The organism is Kitasatospora sp. NPDC127116 (genome assembly GCF_042677365.1).
GTDB lineage: Bacteria > Actinomycetota > Actinomycetes > Streptomycetales > Streptomycetaceae > Kitasatospora > Kitasatospora lactacystinica.
Genome location: NZ_JBHXTL010000057.1, coordinates 18536 through 40889 on the forward strand (window position 1 = coordinate 18536; position 22354 = coordinate 40889).

Annotated in this window: 15 protein-coding genes and 1 pseudogene; 8 read left to right on the top strand and 8 right to left on the bottom strand. The window is 72.7% G+C overall.

Annotated elements, in window-relative coordinates:
• The first annotated feature begins 20 nt into the window (after nucleotides 1-20).
• The 5 genes from ACFVHV_RS22655 to ACFVHV_RS22675 are packed head-to-tail and all read left to right on the top strand — an operon-like array spanning nucleotide 21 to nucleotide 10377.
• Complete coding sequence (locus ACFVHV_RS22655; protein WP_380353011.1) at nucleotides 21-443, top strand: GPW/gp25 family protein; 423 nt, start codon at nucleotides 21-23, stop codon at nucleotides 441-443.
• Nucleotides 440-2578 (top strand): hypothetical protein, encoded by a 2139-nt coding sequence (locus tag ACFVHV_RS22660; RefSeq protein WP_380352982.1) that lies wholly within the window; start codon nucleotides 440-442, stop codon nucleotides 2576-2578. Before ACFVHV_RS22655 ends, ACFVHV_RS22660 begins: the two co-directional genes overlap by 4 nt.
• A complete protein-coding gene (locus ACFVHV_RS22665) occupies nucleotides 2575-3108 on the top strand; it encodes a phage tail protein (RefSeq protein ID WP_380352983.1) in 534 nt (177 codons plus the stop codon). Before ACFVHV_RS22660 ends, ACFVHV_RS22665 begins: the two co-directional genes overlap by 4 nt.
• On the top strand, nucleotides 3105-6422 hold the full coding sequence (locus tag ACFVHV_RS22670; protein ID WP_380352985.1) for a putative baseplate assembly protein: 3318 nt from the start codon (nucleotides 3105-3107) through the stop codon (nucleotides 6420-6422). Before ACFVHV_RS22665 ends, ACFVHV_RS22670 begins: the two co-directional genes overlap by 4 nt.
• A 49-nt stretch (nucleotides 6423-6471) precedes the next feature.
• On the top strand, nucleotides 6472-10377 hold the full coding sequence (locus ACFVHV_RS22675) for a beta-propeller fold lactonase family protein (protein WP_380352986.1): 3906 nt from the start codon (nucleotides 6472-6474) through the stop codon (nucleotides 10375-10377).
• An 8-nt stretch (nucleotides 10378-10385) separates the two neighbouring features.
• On the opposite strand, the gene ACFVHV_RS22680 is transcribed toward ACFVHV_RS22675, so the two are convergent.
• Together ACFVHV_RS22680 and ACFVHV_RS22685 are read right to left on the bottom strand one after the other, a co-directional pair.
• Nucleotides 10386-10826, bottom strand: a complete 441-nt coding sequence (locus tag ACFVHV_RS22680) for a phage tail protein (RefSeq protein ID WP_380352988.1) — start codon at nucleotides 10824-10826, stop codon at nucleotides 10386-10388.
• 30 nt (nucleotides 10827-10856) lie between these two features.
• Nucleotides 10857-12377, bottom strand: coding sequence for a phage tail sheath family protein (locus ACFVHV_RS22685; protein ID WP_380352989.1), 1521 nt, complete (start codon nucleotides 12375-12377; stop codon nucleotides 10857-10859).
• Nucleotides 12378-12672: 295 nt separating this feature from the next.
• On the opposite strand from ACFVHV_RS22685, the gene ACFVHV_RS22690 reads away from it, so the two are divergent.
• Both ACFVHV_RS22690 and ACFVHV_RS22695 read left to right on the top strand, forming a co-directional pair.
• On the top strand, nucleotides 12673-13362 hold the full coding sequence (locus ACFVHV_RS22690; RefSeq protein WP_380352991.1) for a phage baseplate assembly protein V: 690 nt from the start codon (nucleotides 12673-12675) through the stop codon (nucleotides 13360-13362).
• A gap of 51 nt (nucleotides 13363-13413) precedes the next feature.
• Nucleotides 13414-13545, top strand: a pseudogene (locus ACFVHV_RS22695) (transposase); the annotation flags it as partial.
• A 50-nt stretch (nucleotides 13546-13595) separates the two neighbouring features.
• Here ACFVHV_RS22695 and ACFVHV_RS22700 read toward each other — a convergent pair.
• The 6 genes from ACFVHV_RS22700 to ACFVHV_RS22725 all read right to left on the bottom strand — a co-directional run bounded on the left by ACFVHV_RS22700 (nucleotide 13596) and on the right by ACFVHV_RS22725 (nucleotide 21214).
• Entirely contained in the window at nucleotides 13596-14837 is a 1242-nt protein-coding gene (locus tag ACFVHV_RS22700) for an IS110 family transposase (RefSeq protein WP_380352993.1), read from the bottom strand.
• 715 nt (nucleotides 14838-15552) lie between these two features.
• On the bottom strand, nucleotides 15553-16794 hold the full coding sequence (locus ACFVHV_RS22705; protein ID WP_380352994.1) for an IS4 family transposase: 1242 nt from the start codon (nucleotides 16792-16794) through the stop codon (nucleotides 15553-15555).
• A 45-nt stretch (nucleotides 16795-16839) separates the two neighbouring features.
• Complete coding sequence (locus tag ACFVHV_RS22710) at nucleotides 16840-17673, bottom strand: hypothetical protein (protein WP_380352996.1); 834 nt, start codon at nucleotides 17671-17673, stop codon at nucleotides 16840-16842.
• 234 nt (nucleotides 17674-17907) lie between these two features.
• The gene (locus ACFVHV_RS22715; protein WP_380352998.1) at nucleotides 17908-18477 is read right to left on the bottom strand and encodes a hypothetical protein; all 570 of its coding nucleotides are present in this window, start codon (nucleotides 18475-18477) and stop codon (nucleotides 17908-17910) included.
• Between the two features lie 11 nt (nucleotides 18478-18488).
• Nucleotides 18489-20588, bottom strand: a complete 2100-nt coding sequence (locus ACFVHV_RS22720) for an ATP-binding protein (protein ID WP_380352999.1) — start codon at nucleotides 20586-20588, stop codon at nucleotides 18489-18491.
• A complete protein-coding gene (locus ACFVHV_RS22725; RefSeq protein ID WP_380353000.1) occupies nucleotides 20585-21214 on the bottom strand; it encodes a Pvc16 family protein in 630 nt (209 codons plus the stop codon). The genes ACFVHV_RS22720 and ACFVHV_RS22725 overlap by 4 nt, the downstream gene beginning before the upstream one ends.
• 339 nt (nucleotides 21215-21553) lie before the next feature.
• Between ACFVHV_RS22725 and ACFVHV_RS22730 the strand changes: the two genes are divergently transcribed.
• The gene (locus ACFVHV_RS22730; RefSeq protein WP_380353013.1) at nucleotides 21554-22354 is read left to right on the top strand and encodes a siderophore-interacting protein; all 801 of its coding nucleotides are present in this window, start codon (nucleotides 21554-21556) and stop codon (nucleotides 22352-22354) included.

Genomic DNA, 22354 nt, shown 5'->3' on the forward strand with positions numbered 1-22354 from the left:
ACAGCACACCCCCGACCGCGATGCCGGACATCATCGGCGCCGGCTGGAGCCATCCGGCCCGGCTGACCCCGTCCGGGACGGTCGCCCTGGCCTCGGGCGCCCGGGACGTCGAGGAGGCCATCGGCATCATCCTGCGCACCGTGCCGGGGGAGCGGCCGCTGCGCCCGCAGTTCGGCTGCGACCTGCACCGGTTGCTCTTCGCGCCGCTGGACGCGGGAACCGTGGCCCGCGCGGAGCACGCGGTCCGCACCGCACTGGACCGCTGGGAGCCGCGCATCACGGTCGAGGACCTGGGCTTCGCCACCGACAGCGAGCGGGAGGGCGTCCTCTACATCGACGTCCACTACCGCCTGCGGGCCACCAACGAGCCCCGCAACCTGGTCTTCCCCTTCTACACCCTGCCCCAGGAGCCCGTCCCGGCCGCGACCGGGGGGACGTCGTGACGGCGGAACCCGGGCTGCCCGTGCCCGATCTGGACGACTGGCCGTTCCAGGCGATGGTCGACGCGGCCAAGCGCGCCCTGCCCGGCCGGGCGCCGCACTGGACCGACCACAACGTCTCCGACCCGGGCGTCACCCTGCTGGAGTCCTGCGCGGCCCGGGTGGACACTCTGCTCTACCGGGTCGGCCGGACGACCCCGGGCCAGCGGACGCGGCTGCTGCGCCTGATGGGGATCCGTCCGGCGCCCGCGACCCCGGCCCGCTACGCCGTCCGGCTGTGCTCCCGCGGCGCCCAGGAGACGGTGCCGGCCGGCACCCCGCTGGCCGTCCCCGGTCGCGGCGGCCTCGTGCTGACCACCGTCCGCGAGGTGACGGTGCCCGCGGCCGGCGAGGGGGTGTGGGTGGAGGCGGTGGAGGTGCCGGAGCGGATCACCGACGAACTCGGCGTCTCCGACGGGACGCCGGGGCAGCGGTTCGCCACCGGCCGGCGGCCGTGGACCGGTCCGGGGGACGGCTCGCCGTACTCGCCGCTGGAGGAGCTCACGGTCGGAGGGAGCGTCTGGCCGGCGGTGGGCGGTTTCGCCCGCACCCGGCCGAACGAGGCGTGCTACCTGTGGGACGAGACCGCGGCCGAGGTCGTGTTCGCCCCCCGGATGCCCCTGAAGGACGGACCGCGGCAGGCCGGAGCGGTACCGGGGAAGGGGAATGCCGTCCGCGCCCGGTACACCGCCTACCGGGGGGCTCGGGCCCATGTGCCGGTCGGCACCGTGCTGTTGCTGCCGGCGCAGCTGTGCCCGGCGATGACCGCGGTCGTGGCGGCGGTCGTCGCCGACGGGCAGGACGCGCAGGACTGGCGGCAGGCGGTGGACCTCGCCGGCCTCCAACTGGCGCCGCTGCAACGGGCCGTGACGGTGTCCGATCATGAGCGGCTGCTGACGGAGCGGGCGGGATCGGTGGTCCGCTGCCGGGCGACCGCCACCGTCCGGCCGGCGGGTTCCCGGGTCCCCGGGGCACTGGAGCCCGCCCGGCGGCCGGACACCGTCACGGCGTGTGCCGTCGCGGCGGTCGACCCCACGTACGCCGTGCACTACACCGTCGACGGCCAGGGCGTCCACTGGACCAGGGTGCCGCTGGACCCGGTCTTCCATCCGGGCCCGATCCTGCCGCTGCCGCCTCCGCCCGTGCCCCGGCCGGGTGATGAGGACACGCCGCCGGAGTTCGCCCGGAAGCGGCTCGACGCCGTGCTGTTCCTCGCCGTGGACGTCCCCCGCCTGTGGTTCTCCGCCGACACGTGCGGGTGGACCGGTGGAGGCCCGCAGGCGATCGGCACGGTCTTCCCCGGGCTGCCCGCCGAGTTCACCACGAGGGTGGACGCGGCGACCGCGACGGCCCTGCCCGGCGGCGGGTTCCGGATCTTCCTCTTCCGCGGCGACTCCTTCCACCACCGCTGCTACACCTACGCGGACCAGGTCCTCACCCCGACGGCGGAGCGCGGTGTGCAGTCGCTGATCGCCGAGGCGTTCCCCCAGCTCCCGCCACGTCTGACCCGCGATCCGGACGCCGTGGTCACCATCGGCGAGGTCTTCTACTTCCTGAAGGGCCCCCGCACCGAGGCCACCGCCTGGCGCAGCGAGAACGCCGCGCTGCGCGTCCTGGTGATCGGCACCCTGCCGGCCCCGACGGACCGGGCGTTGACGGACGGGGAACTCGCCGCGGGGGACGAGGTCGAACAGGCCCGCGCCGTGCTGGAGGGGGTGCGGCTGCTGGGGGAGCGGATCAGGGTGGGCCCGCCGGACTGCACCGACTTCTCGGTGACCGTCGTCATCCGCTCCTGGGACGCCACACCCGCCGGGACGAAGACGGCCGAGACGGCGGTGCGCAAGGCGCTGTTCCGTTTCTTCCACCCCACGGCCGGAGGCGCCGACGGCAGCGGTTGGCCATGGGGACGGCTGGTTCAGACCGGCGACGTGTACACCGCACTGGCGGCGGTGCCGGAGGTCCGTGAGGTCGCCGACGCCGCCGTGGAGGACAAGGACGGCGTGGAGCGGCCCGTCATCGGCGTGCCGGACAGCGGGCTGGTCCGTCTGACCGCTGTCGTCTGCACGGTCGCCGACGAGCAGAACGGAGGCACCCGGTGAGCGAACAGCCCGTCGCCCGGGCGGAGGTACCGGAGCCCCGCCCGCTCGCACTGCCGTCGGTCTACGCCGACGACACGGTGGTCCGGGCGTTCGCCGGCGGCGTCGGCGCGGCGCTGGCGCCCACCGAGCACCTCCTCGACCACCTGGAGGACGTCTTCGACCCGTGGCTTTCGCCGCCGGACTGCCTGGACTGGCTGGTCCGGATCACCGGAGCCCGGGTCGAGGCGGACTGGGACGAGGTCCAGCGCAGGACCGCCGTCGCCCTCGCCCCGTGGCTGGACGCCCGCCGCGGCACCCTGCGGGCGCTCCTGCGGGAGGCCGAGGAGATCTACGACTGGCATCCGGCGGTGGACGATCCCGGGGGCGTGTTCACCGGTACGGAGGTCCCGCCGGCCGCCGCCGCGGTCACCGTCACCCTGACCGCCGGAACCGCGCAGACCCAGGCCGCGTACACGGCCCGGCTCACCCGTCTGGTGGAGGCCCACTGCCCCGCGCACGTCCCGTTCCGCGCCGTGGTGGTCGGCTCATGACGGCGTGGCAGTCCCCGGCGGGGAGCACCGGAGGCCCGGGGAGGGGCACGCCGCTGCCGTACGACCCCAGGACGCGGGAGGAGACCACGGGCGCCGCGGCCGCCGCCGTCCGGGCCGCCCTGCCCGCCTGGACGGGGCAGGACCGCGGCGAGCCGGGGTACGCGCTCCTGGAGTCCTGCACGGACATGGCCCAGGCCCTGCGCGACCGGTTGAACCTGGCCCCCGACCAGCGCCGGGCCCGGATGCTGCGCCTGCTCGGGCCCCGCCCGCTCCCGGCCGTGCCGGCCCGCGCGGAGGTGCAGTTCCAGCTCTCCGCCCCCGCCCCGGAACCGGTGGTGATCCCGGCCGGGACCGAGGTGGCGACCCGGCCGGCGGGAGGAGGCGAGCCGGTGGTGTTCAGCACCCTGGAGGAAGGGGTGCTCAATCCGTGTGTACTGCTGGCAGCCGGCGTCTTCGGGGAACAGGCCGCCGGGGACGGGGTCGTCGAGGGCGTCCTGATCGCGCTGGACCCGAGCAGGCAGGACCGGTTCGATCTGGCCGGCACCCCGTTCGGTGGGCCGCCCCTCAACCTCAACCTCCCCTACTTCGGTGACTGGCCGTTCTGCACGGACCCCGAACCGGTCCGGGAGGCCCGCCTCCCGGACCTTCGCGGCTCCGGGTACCAGCCGCCCTACCTGCTTGGAGTGCTGTCCGGTGCCGTGCCCGGCACCCGCATCACCCTGGAACTGACCCCGGATCCGCAGGTCCACCTCGTGGACGTGGATCTGTCAGACGGGGTGTGGGAGGCATGGCAGGGAGACCGCTGGGCCCCGTGCCGGGTCGTGGCCCAGGACATCGGCCGGCAGGGCGAGGCGCGGTTCACCCTGGAAACGCCGCCGACCCACGCCCCCGCCCTCCTGGTGGCGCACGCGGACCCGGTGGACCGGATCCTCCCGGAGGACGGGGCCGGCGCGGTGTGGCGGCTGGCCGACGTCGGTCTGCTCCGCTACCTGCTGCCCCTGGTGTACCCGCTGAGGAGCGTGGTGCTCCGACCGGTCCTCACCACGCTGCTGCCCGCCGTCCAGGGCAGCACGGTGCTCGACGAGGCCCTGGGAACCGCCACCGGCCTGGCCGGTGAACGGCTGTGCTTCGTGCGGCCACCCGCGCTCCACCCCACTGAGCCATTGGTGGTCGAGGCGGAACGCGACGGGCACCGCCGGACCTGGAGCTGGGTCGCCTCGCTCGCCGATTCCGGCCCCGAGGACCGGCACTTTACCCTCGTGCCCGGTACCGGGCAGGCCGTCTTCTCCGTGACCACCCCCGGAGAACGGGGCCCGCGCCGGCACGGCGCGCCACTGCCCGTCGGCGCCCTGGTGCGCGCACCCCGGTACCGCACCGGGGGCGGAGCCGTGGGGAACGTCGCGGCCCGCACCATCACCGCGCTGCGCAAGCCCCTGCCGTACATCTGCGCGGTGACCAATCCGGCCCCCGCCACCGGTGGTACCGAGGCCGAGTCCCTCCAGGACTGCGCCGTCCGGCGCCCACTCGGCTCGCCGGTACCCGAGCGGGCGGTCGTCCCCGGCGACTACGAGGACCGGGCACTCGCCGCCTCGGCGGGCATGGCCCGCATCCAGCACGTCCGCCCGGCCGGGGACGACGCGCTGGACCCGGCCCACGTCTACCGGCTGTCCGAACCCGCGAAGCTCACGGTCCGCTTCACCCTCGACGCGGGAACCGACAGCGTCCCCGCGGGCACCGAGGTCGCCACGGCCGACGGCACCGTGTTCACCACCACCGGCAAGGCCGAGCGGGCCGCAGGCCTCCAGGCCGGTCTGGCACCGCTGCGTCTGGACCCGCGGACGACGGGCGCCGCCGACCCGCTGGAGGTGACCGGCCCCTACCGGGCGACGGGGCCGGTGGGCGGCGAGTTCCGGCCGGGCGGCCGCCTGGTGCTGGCTCTGCTGCACCTGCCGCCCGGCGAGCCGCTGAAGGACCTCACCCTGCGGGTCCGGCCCCAGGACCAGGACCGCACCGTCAAGCCCGCGGACCGGATGGCGCTGTCGGTGTTCCTGCCCCGCACCGGCACCGCGTGGTGGACCCCCGACACGCCCACGGCCTACGCCTGTGACGCCCCGGAAGCCCTCCCCGGCGACGCGGCGGTGCTGGCGCACCCGATCCACCTCTCCTCCTCGCCGGACTGGCGGCCGGACACCCACCCTCCGGCAATCCGGGTCGGGGACGCCGTACCCCACTTCGGGAACTGCCCCGATGACGCAGGGTCATGGCTGGTCCTCCAGATCGACGACCCCCTGGGCAAGCCGACGACCACGTACACGGTGACGGCCGACACCGGGACCACCGCGGACGTCAAGGCCTCGCAGTACCGCACCGAGAAGGCCGGGTCCCGCCCGGCCGTGCACAAGCCGGGGCAGTACTACGACGGTGTGCTGAAAGGTGCGCTCTGTGCTCCCCTGCCGACGGTCACGGTGGACGGGAAGCCCTGGACGGCGGTCCCGTCGTTCACCGGGAGGGGCGCGCAGGACACCGTGGTGGTGGTCAACCCCGGCAGCGGCCGCATCCACTTCGGCCCCTCCGTGCCGGACTCGAACCACATTCAGCGGCAGCACGGCGCGGTACCGCCGGAGGGTGTTCTCATCTCGGCGGCCGACTACCGCACGACCCTCGGCTCCAAGGGCAACGGCATCAAGGCGGGTACCGTGAACCGGCTGCCCCACCCGGTGGCCGGCGTGGCCGCGGTCACCAACACCGTCGAATCCGCCGGGGGTGTCGACGGCTACACCGACACCAGCGGCGGAACCCTCCAGGCCGGAGTGCACCTGCGCTGCATCCCCTTCGTCACCCCGGACCGGCGCGGCTGGTTCCCCTTCCACATGCTGACTCCCTCCCAGGACGCCTACGACACCCTCCGCCGCGCCCTGCATACCCGCCAGCCTCCGGGGGTGCCGGTGTGGCTGAGCCCTCCGGGCTACCGCGGCATCCAGGTGCTGGCCCGCGTGGTGCCCACCGACTACCTCACCGACCGCGACCGCGCCCTGCTCGCCGAGGCCGCGGAACGCGCGCTCTACCGGTGGTTCGACCCCGTCCGCGGCGGCCCGCAGGGAGCCGGATGGCCGCTCGGCCGCCACGCGTACGCCGGGGAGGTGCACCACGTCCTGGAGGACGTCCCCGGCGTGGCCAGGGCCGACATCGTGCGGCTCTTCGAGGTCCGCCCGCCGACCAGCAGCAACGCGGCGGAGGTGGACGTCGTCGACTGCGGCCCCGAGGAGACCGTCTACTCGACCGGCCACCACGTCACCGTCGCCGAAACCCCCTGACCCGCCGTCCGGCACGCCGGCATCGACTCAGAAAGGCCGCAACCCACCGATGCAATCGCCCTCCGACCCGGACCGGACCGACGGAACCGACGGAACCGACGGAACCGACGAGACGAACGGGACCGACAGAAACGACACGGACACCGTCCCCGGGAAGCTCCTCGCCGTCGACTGGGCCTCCGACACCCTGATCGTGGCGACCCTGGACCCGCACACGGGCCTGCTCACGGTCGCCACGGCGAAGACCGGCGCCAACCCCCGGGCGGTCGCCGCGGGCCCCGGGGGCGCCGTCGCCCACACCGCCAACCACGCCGCGCCCGCGGCGGCGCTGTCCTGCGTCCCGCTCGACAAACTCTCCGACGCCACGTCCTACGGGTCCGCCCGGGGGGCCTGCGCGGTGCTGGCGGACCTCCACGACGACCACGTCTGCGTGGCTTCGTCCGGAGACCGTCTCGTCCAGGTCTACCGCGGCCGGGACACCACACCCACCGGCCGTGTCGCCGTGCCCGGCCGGCCGTTCGCCCTGGCGGCCGGGCGCAGCGGTGCCACCCGCGTCGGGGTGGCACTCACCGAACCCGACACCGCGGGCAGGCTGCTCGTCGTCGTCGACCTCGCTGACCCCGCGCAGCCCGCCCTGCTCCCGCTCCCGCCGCAGGACACGGTGCCCGGGACGGTGCGGGACCTGACGGCCTCACCGGACGGGAAGTTCCTCTACGCCGTGAGCCGGCTCGACGGCGGCTCCGGGAGCCTGACCGTCGTGGACCTGGCCGGTGCCCCGCACGTCGTCCGGACGGTCCCGGTGGAGGCCGACCCGGTGGCGGTGGCCGTCAGCCGCGACGGCCGCACGCTGGCCGTCGCCTGCCAGGGGGCCGCCTGCCTCTGGGCGGCCGCGCTGGACGCGGGCACCGGGCTGCCCGGCGCACCCGTCGTCCTGCCCGTGGTGCTGCGGCCCTCAGCCCTGGCCCTGTCCTCGGACGGCGGTCTCGCCTGCGTCACCGGCCGCACCACCGGGCGGGTGAGCACCCTCCGCCTCGACCTCGCCGACCCCGCCCGTCCGGCCGGCGGCAACCGGCGCGACCTCGCCGGCGGCGCGACACCGAGCCACGTCGCCTTCGCCACCGACGACGCCCACGCCTACCTGACCGACCAGGGGAACCTGCTCACCCTGCGCACCGGGCCGGCCCAGGACGGCACCATCGACACCGGCAGGGCATCGCGTCCGGTGGCCGCCGCCGTCACCCCGGATCACGCGTGGCTCTGCACCGCCGACTCGGCGGCCAACCACGTCACGGTCACCGAGCTGGCCAAGGAAGGACCCGCGAAACCCCTCACCCTCGCACCGGACACGCTCCGGCCCTGGGGGATCGCCACCGGCGCCGTCCCCGGCAGCGAGCCGTTCATCTGCGTGACGAGCCCCGACACCGGCGGCCTCGCCGTCCTCGTCCCGGAAAAGGGCCACCGGCTCGGCGACACGGACCACGTCACCACCCGGGTGATCGCCCTGCCGCCGGGGACGGAACCCCGCGGGGTCGCCGTCACCCCGGACGGCCGCCACGCCCTGGTCGCGGACTCCCGCAGCGGCCCGACGGCGAAGGACCTGCTGGTCATCGACCTCGTCGGAGGCTCCACCACCATTCCCCGGGCCGTCACCGCCTGCACCAGGCCGGTCGGCGTCGCGGTCGCCGACGACGGCAACACCCTGTACGTCTCCGACTGCCCCGAGGGGATGGGCTGGGGCGACGACTGGGGCCGCATCAGCCTGCTGCGCCGATCGGCCGGGGCCTGGACGCTGGACCAGGCCGCCTCCGTCACCGTCGACAGCAAGCACCTGCAGGGCCCGCACGAGATCGCCGTCCGCCGCCACGGCACGGAGACCACGCTGTACGTCACCAACTACTCCGAGGCCGGGGGGACTGGTCATCAGGCCGCCGACCGCACTGTCTCGGTCTTCACCCGGAGCGACGGCGGCACCTGGACGCACCGGTACCTCAAGGGCAAGGACGCGAACAACCGGGCGGTGAGCCGGCCGCACGGGATCGCGGTGTCATCGGACGGGAAGTGGCTGTACGTGTCGAGCAGTGCGACAGGCTCGGTGGCCCAGTTCAGTCTGGACGGCGGGGCCTCCGTGCTGGAGCACTGGTTGGAGACGTCGAAGCAGGACGACAACTGGGCATCGCTGGCCCTCTCCGCGGACGGCGCCTACCTCTACGCCACCTCGCAGGGCACCAATGAGGTGTACGGCATCGCCGTGCCGCAGACGGCGGACGCCCAGATGACGGTCGTGGCGGGGTTGGAAGGGGTGAAGGCACCGAGAGCGGTGGCGGCCTCCGGCACCGACACGCTGCACGTCGCCACCTCCGCGACCGGAGGGACCCCGCAACTGTTCACCGTCACCCTCGACCCCCACAACCGGTTGAGCGCACTGCACGCCGTCCCGGACGAGGTGCCGCTCGCCGCCGGGGGGTGCAACGGCGTGGCGGCCCTCGCCGCGGACGGCCCCGTCTTCCTGACGGACGACAAACCGGGCACCGTGGAGGTCCGCGGCGCCCAGGTGAGGCAGCTGCCGCTGGGGGACGCCGACTCCCGGCTGTGGGACGTCGTCTGCACACCGGACGGGCGGTACGCGTGCGTCACCGACCGGCACGCGAGCAAGCCCGCCGTGCACACGGTGCGGCTCGCCGACCCGTGGCCGGTGACGGCCGTGACGGTTCCGGCCGACCCGATGGGTGTCACCTGCTCCCCGGACGGCCTGCACGCCTACACCGCCTGCCACCTGGGCAACGGCGTCGGCGCGCTGGTGCGACCTCCGGTACCGCTCGACAGCCCGCCCGTGACCCTCACCCCGTCGGCCGCCCCCAAGGCCGCCGCCGCCCACCCGGACGGCGAGCACCTCTACCGGGTGTGCGGCGACGAGGTCGTCCCGGTCCGGCTGACCGGCACCGACGACGGAACGAAACTGGCCGTTCCCGGTGTGTGCGCCCTGGCGGTCCGTGCCGAGGGGAAGTTCGGGTACGCCCTCTGCACCGGGACCCGGTCGACGGTGCAGGCCCTGGACCTCTCCGCCCCGAGCGCGCCGAAACCCACCGGAACGCCGCTGGAGTTGAGCGCGGGACCGACACCGACGGCGTTCGCCCTGCACCCGTCGCTGCCCGGCCTGGCCTACGCGGCCGGCAGCACGGGCCGCGGAACCGGTGTCCTGTGGGCCCTGGGCCTCACCGCGCCCGACAGGCCGGCATTCCTCGGCACTGTTCCCGTCGGTGTCCCGGTCACCGCCCTGGCCCTGCTCCCGGGCAGCCCCGGGCACCTGTACCTGCTGGCCCCGGCCGGTGCGTCGGACAGCGCCCTGCACGTGTGGGAGCTCCCCGCCGACGACCCGTCGACGGTGGTCGAACGCCCCCGGGCCCGGCTCGACCTGGGGGGCCGTCCGCGCTCGATGGCCCTGCACCCCGGTGGCGGTCACGCCTACGTCAGCACCGAGGACCACCGGGTGCACCTGGTCGACCTGACCGACCCCGGCGCGCCGGCCCTGGTCGGCAGCACCGACGTCACGGAAGCCGGCGTGCTGGCCGCGAGGCCGGACGGGAACGGAGCCTGGCTCGTCCGGAGCGCCGAGGTCTCCGGGGTGGGACTCGGCACGCCTGCGGCCGGTGCCACCTGGACCGGGCTGACCGCACCGCAGCGGCTCGCCGTCTCCGCGGACGGCAGCCGGGTCCTGGTGACCGGCGAGAACAGCGGGGTCCTGCACCTCGTCGACGCCGCCACCGGCCGGTTCCGCCGGTCCGTGACGAGCGGCTCCAGCCTCGCCGGTGTCGCCGTGCACCCCGACCCCGCGAAGGACCGGGCCTACGTCGCCGACACCGGGAACGGCAGGCTGGTGATCGTCGACACCGCCGCCCCGAGGCGGACCGGCAGCCAACCGGTCGGCCTCGACGTCCGGCAGATCATCTGCGAGTGACCGAACGGTCAGTCGACCGTGATGTCCTCATAGGTGATCGTCACCTGCTCGGTGGCGGGCCCCGATTCGGTGGCACCGAGCGTCGGCCCGGTCCACCGGGAGGCCCACGCGTTCGCGAGGTGGATGCGTCTGACCGTGTTCCGCTTCGCGTCCATCAGCGAGACGGTGACGTTCTGACGAGCACTGTCGAGATCGGCGTTGACCAGCGTCGCCTTGATCCAGTCCGTGAACGCCTTGCTCTTGTCCATGCCCCTGGTCACGGTGATCTCCCCGCTGCGCCGGGCACCGGGTTGCTTGCGCACCACCAGCTGCCCCGTCGCGGAGACCTGGCGCACCTCCACCACGTCCTGCTCCAGGGTCAGCCCGGACACGTCCTGGACCGTCTCCACCTGGAACTTGCCGAGCTCGATGGCGAAGGCGTTGGCACTGAACGAGTCACCTGTCAGCATCGTGATCCACTCCTCTTCTCAGTCGCCGGGTCAGCTGCTCTGGCCCGGCTGGCCGGTGATCTGCGTGATGGTGAAGTGGACGAACTCCGCCGGTCGTACGGGAGCGACGCCGACCGCGCAGATCACCTTGCCCACGTCGATCGTGTCGGAGGTGTTGTTGGTGTCGTCGCAGATGACGTAGAAGGCCTCCGCCGGGGTGCGGCCGAGCAGGGCGCCCTGCCGCCACTGGTCGGTGAGGAAGCTGGCCACGGCGTGTCGGAGGCTGGCCCACAACCGCTGGTCATTGGGTTCGAACACGGCCCAGGTGGACGACTGCTTGATGGACTCGGCGAGGAAGCAGACCAGGCGCCGCACGTTCAGGTAGCGCCAGTCACGGGTCCTGGACCGGGTGCGCGCGCCCCACACCAGCAGCCCCTGCCCGGGCAGGACCCGCATGCAGTTCAACCCCAGCTCGTTGAGCTCGCCGTGCTGCGCGTCGCTGAGCAGGGTGGGGAGTTCCAGCACGCCCCGGAGGTTCTGGTTGGCCGGCGCCTTGAACACCCCGCGCTCCGCGTCGGTCCGTGCCCACACCCCGGCGATGTGCCCGCACGGCGGAACGGTCGAGCGTTCGCCGTTCAGGTCGAGGACGGTCAGCCAGGGGTAGTAGACGGCGGTGAACTCGGCGTCGGTCGAGTCCTGGGACGGGAGGAGGCCCAGGAAGGTCTTCACCTCTTCGCTGTTCAGGTCGCGGGGCGGCTCCACCACGGCGACCCGGTTGTGCATGTCGGAGCAGTGGGCCACCACCATGCCGACCAGTTCCGCGAACTTGTCGTGTGCGCCTCCGGCGCCGATCCACAGGTCCGGGGCGGCGACCATCGAGACATCGTGCAGGGTGCGCAGCCCGGCCAGCCCGGTCCTCTTCAGGTCGTCACCCTGGAGTGCGGCCTTGAACTCACCCTCACGGATGAGCGGGACGATGTAACAGGCCGTTCCGCCGTTGGCGAAGAACCCGTACACCGCGTCCGGCAGGAACGACGGTCGGGCCTGGAGGATCGCCCAGTATTCCTCCTGGATCTCGTCCTCGTGCTTCTTGGCCGCCACGAACGCCTTGACCGCGTCGTCCCAGCACAGATAGGCGTCAAGGGACTTGGTGAGCTTCGTGATGGAGTCGGAGAGCACTTTCTTGTCCGACTCGGTGAGCTTGTCGCCGTTCTTCTGCTTGTTCTGGACGGCGAGGAGCTTGTCGAATTCGGGTTCGGCGAGCTCCTTCGGCACGGCCAGACCCTTGAACTTCTCCTGGACTTCCTGTCGCGACTGGTCGAGCTTCTCGCGGTACTCCGTGCTCTTCTTGAGTTCCTTCTCCAGGGCGTCCAGGGTCACCCCCGGTTGGCGGTGGAACAGGTCCACGAATTCGGTCCAACTCCGTACCAGCCGCGGCGTCGGGGGATCGTCCGGGGTCTTCACGGTGAAGCCCAGGAACGCCGGGGTGGAGGTTCCCACACCGGTGATCGTGTGAATGCCGCTGGAGAGTTCGTCGACGTAGACGCCAGGGGCCAGGGGATTCGGGGACATGGGCGTCACACCCTTGTGGCTCGGGCCGTCCGGCAGCGGGCGGCCGATCGGTCAGGTCACCCGAACCGGCGGAACGAGGGGTTCCGTCGCGCGCAGGTCGTTGTGTGTGCGGCGCTGTCACGCACGTGCGCCCAGCGAACCATTCGTGCACCATCGGAATGCCGCGACATGAGCACAGGTCGCCCGGAGGCACCACAGCGGGGACACGGGTGGGCGGCCCGGTGGCTTTTTGGCCGGCGCCGGGCGTCGCCTCTTCCCGCCCTCCCGATGGGGCAACGGATCAACAGGAGGTCGTATGAACGCCGACAGCACGTCGCCGAACCACGGCGTCGTCGAGGCATGGGTGGCAGAGGTGGAGCCGGACGGCGGAAGCCGGGTCAGGCTCCGGTTCCCGGCGTCGGGCCGTGCGGAGGCCGGCGGTTGGTGCCAGGTCCTGGGAACGGCCGCGGGGCCGTTCCCCGCCCCGGGAGACCGAGTGCTGGCCGCGTTCGTCCAGGGCGACCCGGACCGCGCGGTGGTGCTGGGCCGCCTGCTCGGCGGGGAGTACGGGGCGGACGCGGAGGCAGGCGAAGACCGCCGACGGGTGATCCGCTCCGAGCACGGCCATGAAGTGGTGCTGGACGACTCCTCGGCCTCGGCGGCCGTCACGATCAGGTCGGCCGCCGGGCACGTGGTGGACCTGGACGAGGAAGGGTCCACCATCCGGATCACGCTGGCCCCGGGCGGAGTCGTCACGCTGGGGGGAAAGGGGGACTACGAGGTCACGTCGTCGACGAAGATCCTGCTGAAGGCACCGGAGGTGACGGTGGACTCGCCCGCCATCAACCTCGGCGGCGATGCCACCGCCCAGCCGCTGCTCCTGGGCCAGGCGCTGCTCACCGCGTTCAACACGCACACCCACGCGACCGCCGGCACCGGAACGCCATCCCCGCCGGTGCCGCTGCTCACCCCCGCTGTCCTTGCCAAGAAGGCCCGCACCAGCTAGGAGCTGTCCGGCCGGTCATGTGACTATCACCTGCTCAGGCGTTGTGGCCGGTGGCGGGACCATCGGCAGGTGATCGACGGGATCCTGCACCGGGTGCGGACCGGTGTGCACTGGCGTGATCTGCCCGAGCGGTTCGGGCCCTGGAAAACGATCTATGAACGCCACCCCTGGGCAGGCCCCGGAAGACGCCCGACAGCGTGGCCGCCGACAAGACACCCCATGCAGCTATCGGGTCAAGCAGCTGCAGCGAGTGGTGACGGTTTCGGCGGAGCGAATGCGATCGCTTCATCGAACGTCTGGCGGCTGGTCAAGCAGTGGTGGAGCTGATCGAGCATGCGGTTGAACAGGTGACGGAGGGCCGCGTAGTAGCGGTCACCGGTCTCCCGTCGCCGGTTGTAGTGGGCATGGGCACCGGGCGAGGCGGTGAGCGCTGCGAAGGCCCAGTGCCTGCCGGTTGCGGCCAAGCGACTGTTCTTGATCCGGCGATGGCTGACGCGCCGGCTCTTGCCGGACTCCCGCGTCACCGGGGCACTTCCGGCATACGCTTTCAGATCCCGAGCGGTGTCGAACCGGGTGCGGTCGTCGCCGATCTCGGCGAGTATCCGGGCGCCGGTGAGCACGGCCAGGCCCGGAAAGCTCGTGATGATCTCCGCATCGGGATGCTGCAGGAAGAGCTCCTCGGTGGCGCGCGCCAGGTCGTCGCAAGCCTGGCAGGCCGCCTCGAGCTGGCCGAGCAGAGCGAGTGTCTGGCGTCCCATCGCTCTTTCCACCAGGGCCGGTTGGTGCAGCCAGGACTGGCGGAACACCTCGAGCAGCCGGTCGGTCTCGGCCTCGATCCGGCGCTGGCGGCCGGCCCGCATGACGGCAGCCTTGAGCCGACTGCGGGTGAGCTTGGCGGCCTCGGCCGGGGTGGGGGCGATTGCCAGGATCGCGCGGGCCTCACGGGACAGCAGCCGCTCGCGCTTGCCGGCGAACGCCTCCAGGACCGCCGGGTAGTACTCGCGCAGGTGCGATCGCAGACGGTTGTGGGCACGGGTGCGGTCCCAGACCGCGTCCTGCTGGGCCCTGGCAAGGACGCCGATCGCCTTGACCAGGTCGGAGTCGCCGGGTAGAGGCCGGTGGAGTTCGGCGTCGGTGCGCAGGATGTTCGCCAGCACGACGGCGTCCTGGTGGTCGGACTTCTTGCGAGAGACGACGTGCCGGTCTCGGTAGCGCGCCACGGCCATCGGGTTGATTGCGAAGACCCGACGCCCGGAAGCCCGCAGACAAGCCACCAGGAGCCCGCGCGAGGTCTCGATCGCGATCGGGATCGGATCGTCCGGGCTGTCGCCGTGCTCGGCAAGCAGTCGCAGCAGGTCCTGGAAGCCCGCCGCGTCATCACTGATCCGAAGCTTGCCCAGCAGGTGGGCTTCGGAGTCGACCACTGCCACGTCGTGATGGTCCTCGGCCCAGTCGATCCCGCAGGTCACGTGCATGCGCGCACCCCTTTCGAGCCTTCGCTGTCCGTCGGCGTCGAGCCGCGGCAGGACCACCCGGCGACCTAGTAGAAGCGCTCGTGGGCGCACCACCCCATCAGCCGTCCGTGGCCCCAGCTGCCCCCGGGGTCCTCGCTCTCGTGAAGAGCTCCACGGCTCCGGCTGATCAGGAGGTGGCCCTGGGAACGGCTCGAACAACGGCACCGTACGACGACCGCGTACCAAACGGCAGGGGCCGCGCATGCGTCCCTCTTGTCGAAGCGCTCCCAGGCGCCGCTTACAGACCAGACGTCCCGCCCGGCCCCCGCCAGGACCGCCCAAAAGCCAGCCCACGACGCCTATTAGGCGTACTCGTCCAAGGCCAACCGAGCCGCGACGCGAGCCGCCGCGAACACGACGTGATCACCGAGACCAGCATCGGCACGATCGCGCGCGACCTCATCCTCTGGCTGGCCGCCCGAAGCTTCCCAGGGCGGCCAACCAGGCACACCTTCGACGCCTTCTAAAACACGGCCTAGACGCAATACCGGTGATTTAGGTGGGTTTTCGGTTGGTTGGGCCGGTCTTGGTCGGTCCGACCAGCTGAACGGTGGGGGCCTGGGGCGGGGCCGGGCTATGGTGCTCGGCTCGTTTGAGGGCCCAGTTCGACATCTTGCGTTTGATGACGCGGGGGTTGGAGCGCAACCGTCTTGCGGGCAGGAGTCGTTCGCCGATCTCACGCAGGCTCTGGGTGGTGGCCCGGGCGAGTCGGTAGGGGGGAAAGCGCCGCCTGCCCGGTGACGTGGCGGCGGACGATGCGAAGGCTGCGGGTGAAGGAGATCCGGTCGGGATCGTGCCCGATCCGCAATGCGGCCTGGTGCATCAGTTCGCGCAGGGCGTGGTGGACCAGCAGGAAGGCGAAGACCTCCTGCTCGACCCCGCGTGGATGTTGGGAGCGCAGGACGAGCCCGGGGCTGCCTTGGTGGTTCTTGATCTCGTCGAGGGTGTTCTCGATCTCCCATCGTTGGGCGTAGAGGGCTGCGAGTTCCACGGCCGGGGCGTCGGCGGGGTCGAGGATGCTGGTGATCAGCCGGTAGACGGTGCCGTCGCCGCCGTCGTGGCCGAGGGTGTACTCGATGACCCGCACCCGCTCGGGGTCGGCCCGTCGGTAGTGGTCCCGCTTGGCGACGATCTCCGAGAGGTAGGAGCCGTCGTCGAGCGCCGCGACGACCGGCAGCACGACCACGCTCCGCACCCGCCACAGCAGGTCGGCGCCGCCCGCCTTCGCGGCCCGCCGCAGGTCCAGGCCGCAGAATCCACGGTCGGCGAGCACGAGCATGTCCTCGGCCAGCGCGGGGAACAGCCGCTCGGCCAGGGCGGCCTCGTGGACGGACAGCGGTGCGACGTCAGCCGCGAACACGGCATGGGTGCCGCATTCCGCCAGCGCCGCCACCCGCGCCTGGGGATACGCACTCCTGCCCTGCCCGCGGCTGGTGCCCGGACGTCCGAAGAAGTCGGCGTTCGCCGTGGTGTCGGGCAGATCGAACGTCGTACCGTCCACTGCGACCAGCCGCCAGCCGCGATACCAGGCGCCTCGCGTCCCACGAACCGCTACCGGCCGACAGACCCTCGCGAACAGGGCTCGAAGCGGCTCCGGTCCCAACCGCAGACGGGCCCGGCCGATGGCCGCCGTCGTCGGCACCCGCCAGGCACCGGCCCACCGGCCCTCCCGCTCCAGGCCCTGGACGAGAAGCCGGGCCACCTCCTCATAGCCCTGCCCGAAGAACAGGCACATCGCCAGGACGAAATAGACCACCACCCGGGCGGGCAGCAGCCGGTGCCGCTGCTCGACCCGACCGCACTCGGCGACCACCTCATCGATCAAATCGGGCGGGAATGCCCGCGTCAGCACCCCCAACGCAATCCGGTCCGAGAGCCGGTCACTCGCCGGCGACTTCACCTGTCCAGGCCGTGGCACAACCCACTCAACGACCGAATCGGACCAAAGTCACCAGTATTGGGCCTAGACGGGAGGCGGGGGCGGAGGTGGGGCGCTCGCCGGCGGCGGAGCGGAGGCCGGTTCCGGCGCCGGGGCCGCGCCGAAGTCGCGGTTGAGGGTCTCCATGATCGCTGCTGCCCAGCTCCGGGAGACCTGTGAAGTGCCCTCCTTCTTTCCGAGCAGGTTGGTCACGAAGAACTGCGAGGAATTGGACGAGCGCGAGGTCCAGTTGAAGGACTTGACCCGGCCGTCCTCTCCTTGGAACACGGAGAATCCCACACATTCCGCCTGCGGCACACCGACGATCTCGGCGAGCTGGGTGTGGCTCGCGGTGCCGGTGGGGGGACGGGACGGGCCGGCGGCGATCCTCTCCGCCACCGTCCTCGCCCTCTCCTGGGCCTGGTCGGTGGCTTGGTCGACAGTCGACGGGACCTGCCCGCCGCTGCCGCCGACATTGTGGACGACGGGGGTGGCGCGGTAGCCGGTGATTCCGCCGATCGGGAAAGGGGTCGACCTCCTGGCCGGCTTCAGTGCCACCAGATGGATGGTGCGGGTGGGCAGGTGCACCAGCCCCGTGAAGGCGTTGTCGGGCGCGCCGGATTCCCAGATGCTGCGGCTGACGGGGTCGATCCGCAGTGCGTGAGGGGGCGTCAGGCGCGGCTGTGCGAGGATCCGTTCGTCCGGCGTCCAGTTGGGATTGAGCTGGGCGGTCGGGGCCTCGGTGACTCCGTGGACGGCCAGGAGTTCCGCGATCCTCCGGTCGATCGCCGCGGCCAGTTCCGTGCCCTCCCCGGCGGACAGGCGTGCGGTGCGCAGTTGGGGAAGCGTGGCGTAGGCGAGGAAGAGGTCCGTGCGCACGGGGCCGGGACGCCGGAACGTCGTCGTCGCGAGGTCGAGTGCGGGGCTGGGCTGCCTGACCGGTGGTCCGGCGACGGGTCCGGTCGAGCCCGGGAGGCTTCTTCGGCGCGGAGGGTGGTGCGGCACGGCGGTCTCCTCGATGGTGTTCGGCGTGAATCGCCGGTGCGCGCCGCTGTCGACGACGGCCGAGCGGGGTGATCACCGGCCTCTGCTCGGGGGCGGATCCGGGACCGGTCAAACGTTGCAGGCGACGACTCGCCAGGTGACGAGCTTCACCGCGAGCCATTGATTGAAGTACTGGACCGCGTCGCCGGGTCGAGCGAAACCTTCCGCGCCCTTCTTGGGCTTCGCCTTCACCCACGCCGCCAGGGTGGCGGTCTTCGCCAGCCCGAAGGACATCACCCCGTCCTGGGGCTTCGCGAGGACGCCGGTGTAGGAGAAGAGGTCGGCTTCCAGCGACACGGAAGGATCAATGGCGAACTCGACCAGGTACCCCGGCTTGCCGAGATACTTCTCCGCGTACTCCCGCGTGGGGGACAGCCCTTGGTAGCCCTTCTCCTGCACCGGCATCCGATCCGTCCGCTCCAGGTGGCGGAACTCCGCTTCCGTCATGGCGCGGTAGAAGCACGTCCGATCGGTGCGGGACTCTGCCGAGTAACGGGTGAAAGCGGCGCCCTTTCCGGTCTCCCGGGAGAAGGCGAGGAGGCCGCCTCGTCTGGAAACCTCCCGCCCCGTCCTGTGGGCGGGCGGTTGCTGGGACCGGTTGTCGTTCAGCGGTCCGGCTTTCTTCGGCTGTGCGTACACGGGGACTCCGGTCAGTCGGGGCCGGGTAGGGAGAACTTCTGCTCGTCGACGTAGCGGTTCAGTTTGTGGTGTTCGATCCGTACGGCGTCCAGCAGGTCGGTGGTGCCGATGGGCCGGCCGTCGTGGGCCGCGTGGTAGGCGGCGGTGGTGGCGCAGCAGCGGATCTCCCCGCCGGTCAGCTCGAACCTGCGGGCGAGCAGGGTGAGGTCGAGGCCGTCGGCGCGCGGTGCGGACGGCCCGAGGCAGGTGTCCCACAGGGCCCGGCGTCCCTCCTCGTCCGGGAGGGGGAAGGGGATGACGAAGTCGAAGCGGCGCAGGTAGGCGTTGTCGATGTTGGCGTGGAGGTTCGAGGTGAGGAACGCGACCCCGTCGAAGGCCTCCAGGCGCTGGAGGAGGTAGGCGGTGGTGGCGTTCGCGTGGCGGTCGTGGGCGTCGCGGACGGCGGTGCGTTTGCTGAACACGGCGTCGGCCTCGTCGAAGAGGAGGATCCCGTTGAGTCCTTCCGCCGCGGCGAAGAGGTGTTCCAGGTGCTTCTCGGTGTCGCCGATGTACTTGCTCATGACGGTGGACAGGTCCACCACGTGCAGGTCGAAGCCGAGGTCGGCGGCGACCACCTCGGCCGCGAGGGTTTTCCCGGTGCCGGAGGGGCCGGTGAACAGGGCGCTGACGCCGTGTCCGCGGGCGGCTCCCGGGCGCAGGCCCCATTCGCCCAGCACTCGGTCGCGGTGGCGCACCCGGTTGGCGAGGGCCCGCAGGCTGTCGGCGGTCGGGTCCGGGAGCACCAGGTCCGTCCATCCCGCGGCGGGATCCACCCGGCGTGCGAGGCGGCCCAGGGCGCCGTCGTGGTGCAGATGGGCCGCGGCGGTCAGATCCTTCGGGGCCGGGGCGCGGTCCATGGCGTGGGCCTGTCGGCGGGCGGTGGCCACGACGGCGGGGATCAGGTGCGGCGCCAGCCGGTAGGAGGCCATGAGGCCGGCCGCGCGGTCCGGGTCCAGGCCCGGAAGGCCGGCCAGCTCGGCGTGCCAGAGTGTGGCCCGTTCGGCGGCCGTGGTCGCGGGGCACTCCAGGAACACCGGGGCGAGGCGTGCCGATGCGGCGTCCCCGGGGTTCGTGCCGGCCAGGGCCAGGGGGAGCACGGGCGCGGCTTCGCCGAGGCGCGACCAGAGCTCCGGCGCGCGGCCGTGGTCGGACGTGGTCGAGGGCGGCAGGACGACCAGCAGGGCGGCCTCGCGCAGCCGGGCTTCCAGGACGGCTTCGGCCAGCAGGGCGTCCGCGTCGGAAAGGGCGCTGAGGCCGTCCCAGTCCAGGCGCAGGAGCGGGCGGCCGAGCGCGTGCGCGGCCGCCGCGGCGACGGTCTCGGCTTCCCCGCCGGCGTGCCCGGGCCGGTGGCGGAGGTGGACGGGGCGGCGATCGGGTGCGCCCAGGATCGCCGCGAGGCGGTCGGCGGTGGCTCGGGCCGGGCCCGGCAGCGGTGGTGGCGTCGGGAGGGGGTTCAGGAACGGGCGCAGCCGACGGGGGAACGCGTCGTGCCCGAGGAGGTGGTCGGCGGCCCGGTCGGGAACGCACAGGGCCCTGGACAGGAAGGGGCGGCCTGAGTCCTCCACGGCCAGCAGCCCGCCGGAGCGCAACGGCCCGGTGGGCGAGACGACGGCCCTCGCGGTGGTCGAGAGGGGGGACACACCGCTGAGGGTGAGGGCGAGGGCGACGGTCGCGTGGGGAAGCGTGGGGTCGTCGTTGAGGCAGGCGTAGAACCGTTCGAAGCGGCTGTCCAGGTCGGGGGCGAGCGCGACGAGGAACACCGACAGGTCGACGGGGCCCAGGCCGAAGGCGCGCGCGAGACGGTGCAGTGATGACGACCCGGTGGTGTGCTCCGCGGGCGCTTCGAGCGCGGTGAAGGGCACCGCGTCCTGGTCGTCCGGCGGGCCGGGGGAGTCCGTCGGTGTCGTGCGCGAGGACAGGGCACGGTGCACCCGCCGTTCCAGCCAGGCCAGCGGCTCCAGGAGGCAGGCCTCTCCGGTGGGGCCCGTCGCGGGCAGGGGCCGAACCGGACTCTCGGCCGGCGGAGCCTCGGAGGACGGAGCCTCGGAGGGCGGAGCGGCGGTCTGCGTCATTGCTGGTCCCCGGTGCGTACGGTCATGTCGAGTGACAACGCGTCGCCCGCCGGACTGCGCGTCTCCTCCGGGCGCTCCGTTCCGGGCCGGACGACGACGACCGGGTCGTGCCAGACCACCGGGACCGCTGTCGGTGGTTCGAAGGCGGGCAGCGGAACACTCACCGTGGCGTGCAGGGAAGGGGAGAGCGAGTTGTCCACCGCGTTCCACAGCTCGGCGTGCGTACGGTCTCCGGCCCACGGCAGCCCGACGTGGAACAGGGCCGTGGAGTCGGAATCGGCGGTACCGAGGTCGAGGGAGTGTACGTGGGTCAGGGCGGCGAAGAGCTGCCCCAGCAGACCGTGGTCGTCCTGCGGGGTGCCGCCCCAAGTGCTCATCAGATAGGACACCTGGGCATAGCGGGGAGGATCCGACTCCAGGACGAGCGGCAGGGGCCATCCGCCGACGCGGACGCTGCCGGCCTGACGGCGTTCCAGGTCCTCACACACGTCGTAGAGATAGATGTTGACGGAGTTCTTCGGGGCCTGGGTACTCCAGGCGCGGGTGGGCACCGTGAAGTCGACGCGCACGCCCGGCAGGCGGCCGGTGATGACCTTCTCCAACGCCAAATCCACGAGGTTGAACACCGAGTTCCCTTCGTCCCGGGGGCCGGGCGGCGCAGTCCGGCCGGTCCGCAGCACCTGCAGTGTCCGGCCTGGGCGGCGACACGCCCGGCAGGGGACGGGGGAGTCCGCCCGTCCGGCCCATCCGGAACGGCGGTCGGGAGCCGGGGACGGTCCGGCCCCGCGCTCGTACCGACCGCCCGGGGGCGGGTGTTCGCGGCAGGAATATTAGGTTAGCCTCACCTAAGCTGCGGTGGGTGTCGGGAGAGTACGAACCGGCGCGGCCGCGGCGTCCGCCCGTTCCGATGGAAGGAGCCCGCCCTGTCCACCGTCACCGCTCCCGCCCGCTTCGCGCTCTTCCCCCTGCGCGTCGCCCGCACCACGAGCCTCACGCCGCACCTGGTCCGGATCACGCTCACCGGGGAGAGCCTCACCGGGTTCGTCAACGGCGGCCTCGACCAGCGGATCAAGCTGCTGCTGCCGCTCGCCGGCCAGACCGAGCCGCTGATCCCGCCCGGCGACGGCGACTTCGGCTGGTACCACAGCTGGCGGGAGATGTCCCCGGAGGTGCGCCCGGTGCTGCGCACCTACACCGTCCGCGGCCGGCGCCGCGAGCCCGACGAGATCGACATCGACATCGCCGTGCACGGGGACGCCGGCCCGGGCTCCCGATGGGCCGTCAGGGCCGCGCCGGGCGACCGGGTGGTGGTGTACGGGCCGGCCGTCGAGCAGGCCGGCGGGGTGGAGTTCACCCTGCCCGCCGACCCCGGCTGGGTGCTGCTGGCCGGGGACGAGTCGGCGCTGCCGGCCATCGCCGCCATCCTGGAGGAGCTGCCCGAGGATCTTCCCGTCCGGGTCTTCGCCGAGGTGGACGGACCGGGGGAGGAGGCCTACCTGTCGCCCGGCCGGGCCGGCGTCGAGATTGTCTGGATCCACCGCCGGGACGACGCGCCGGGCCTGACCGAGGCGGTGCGCGCCGCCGAACTGCCGGGCGGCCGGCCGTACGCCTGGATCGCCGGGGAGGCGGCCGGGGTCCGCGAGCTGCGCCGCCACCTGGTCGGCGAGCGGGGGATGGACCGGCGCGCGGTCTGCTTCATGGGCTACTGGCGGGCCGGGCGCACCGAGGACCAGCGGGGCGAGGACGGCCCGGAGGAGGAGGCGTAG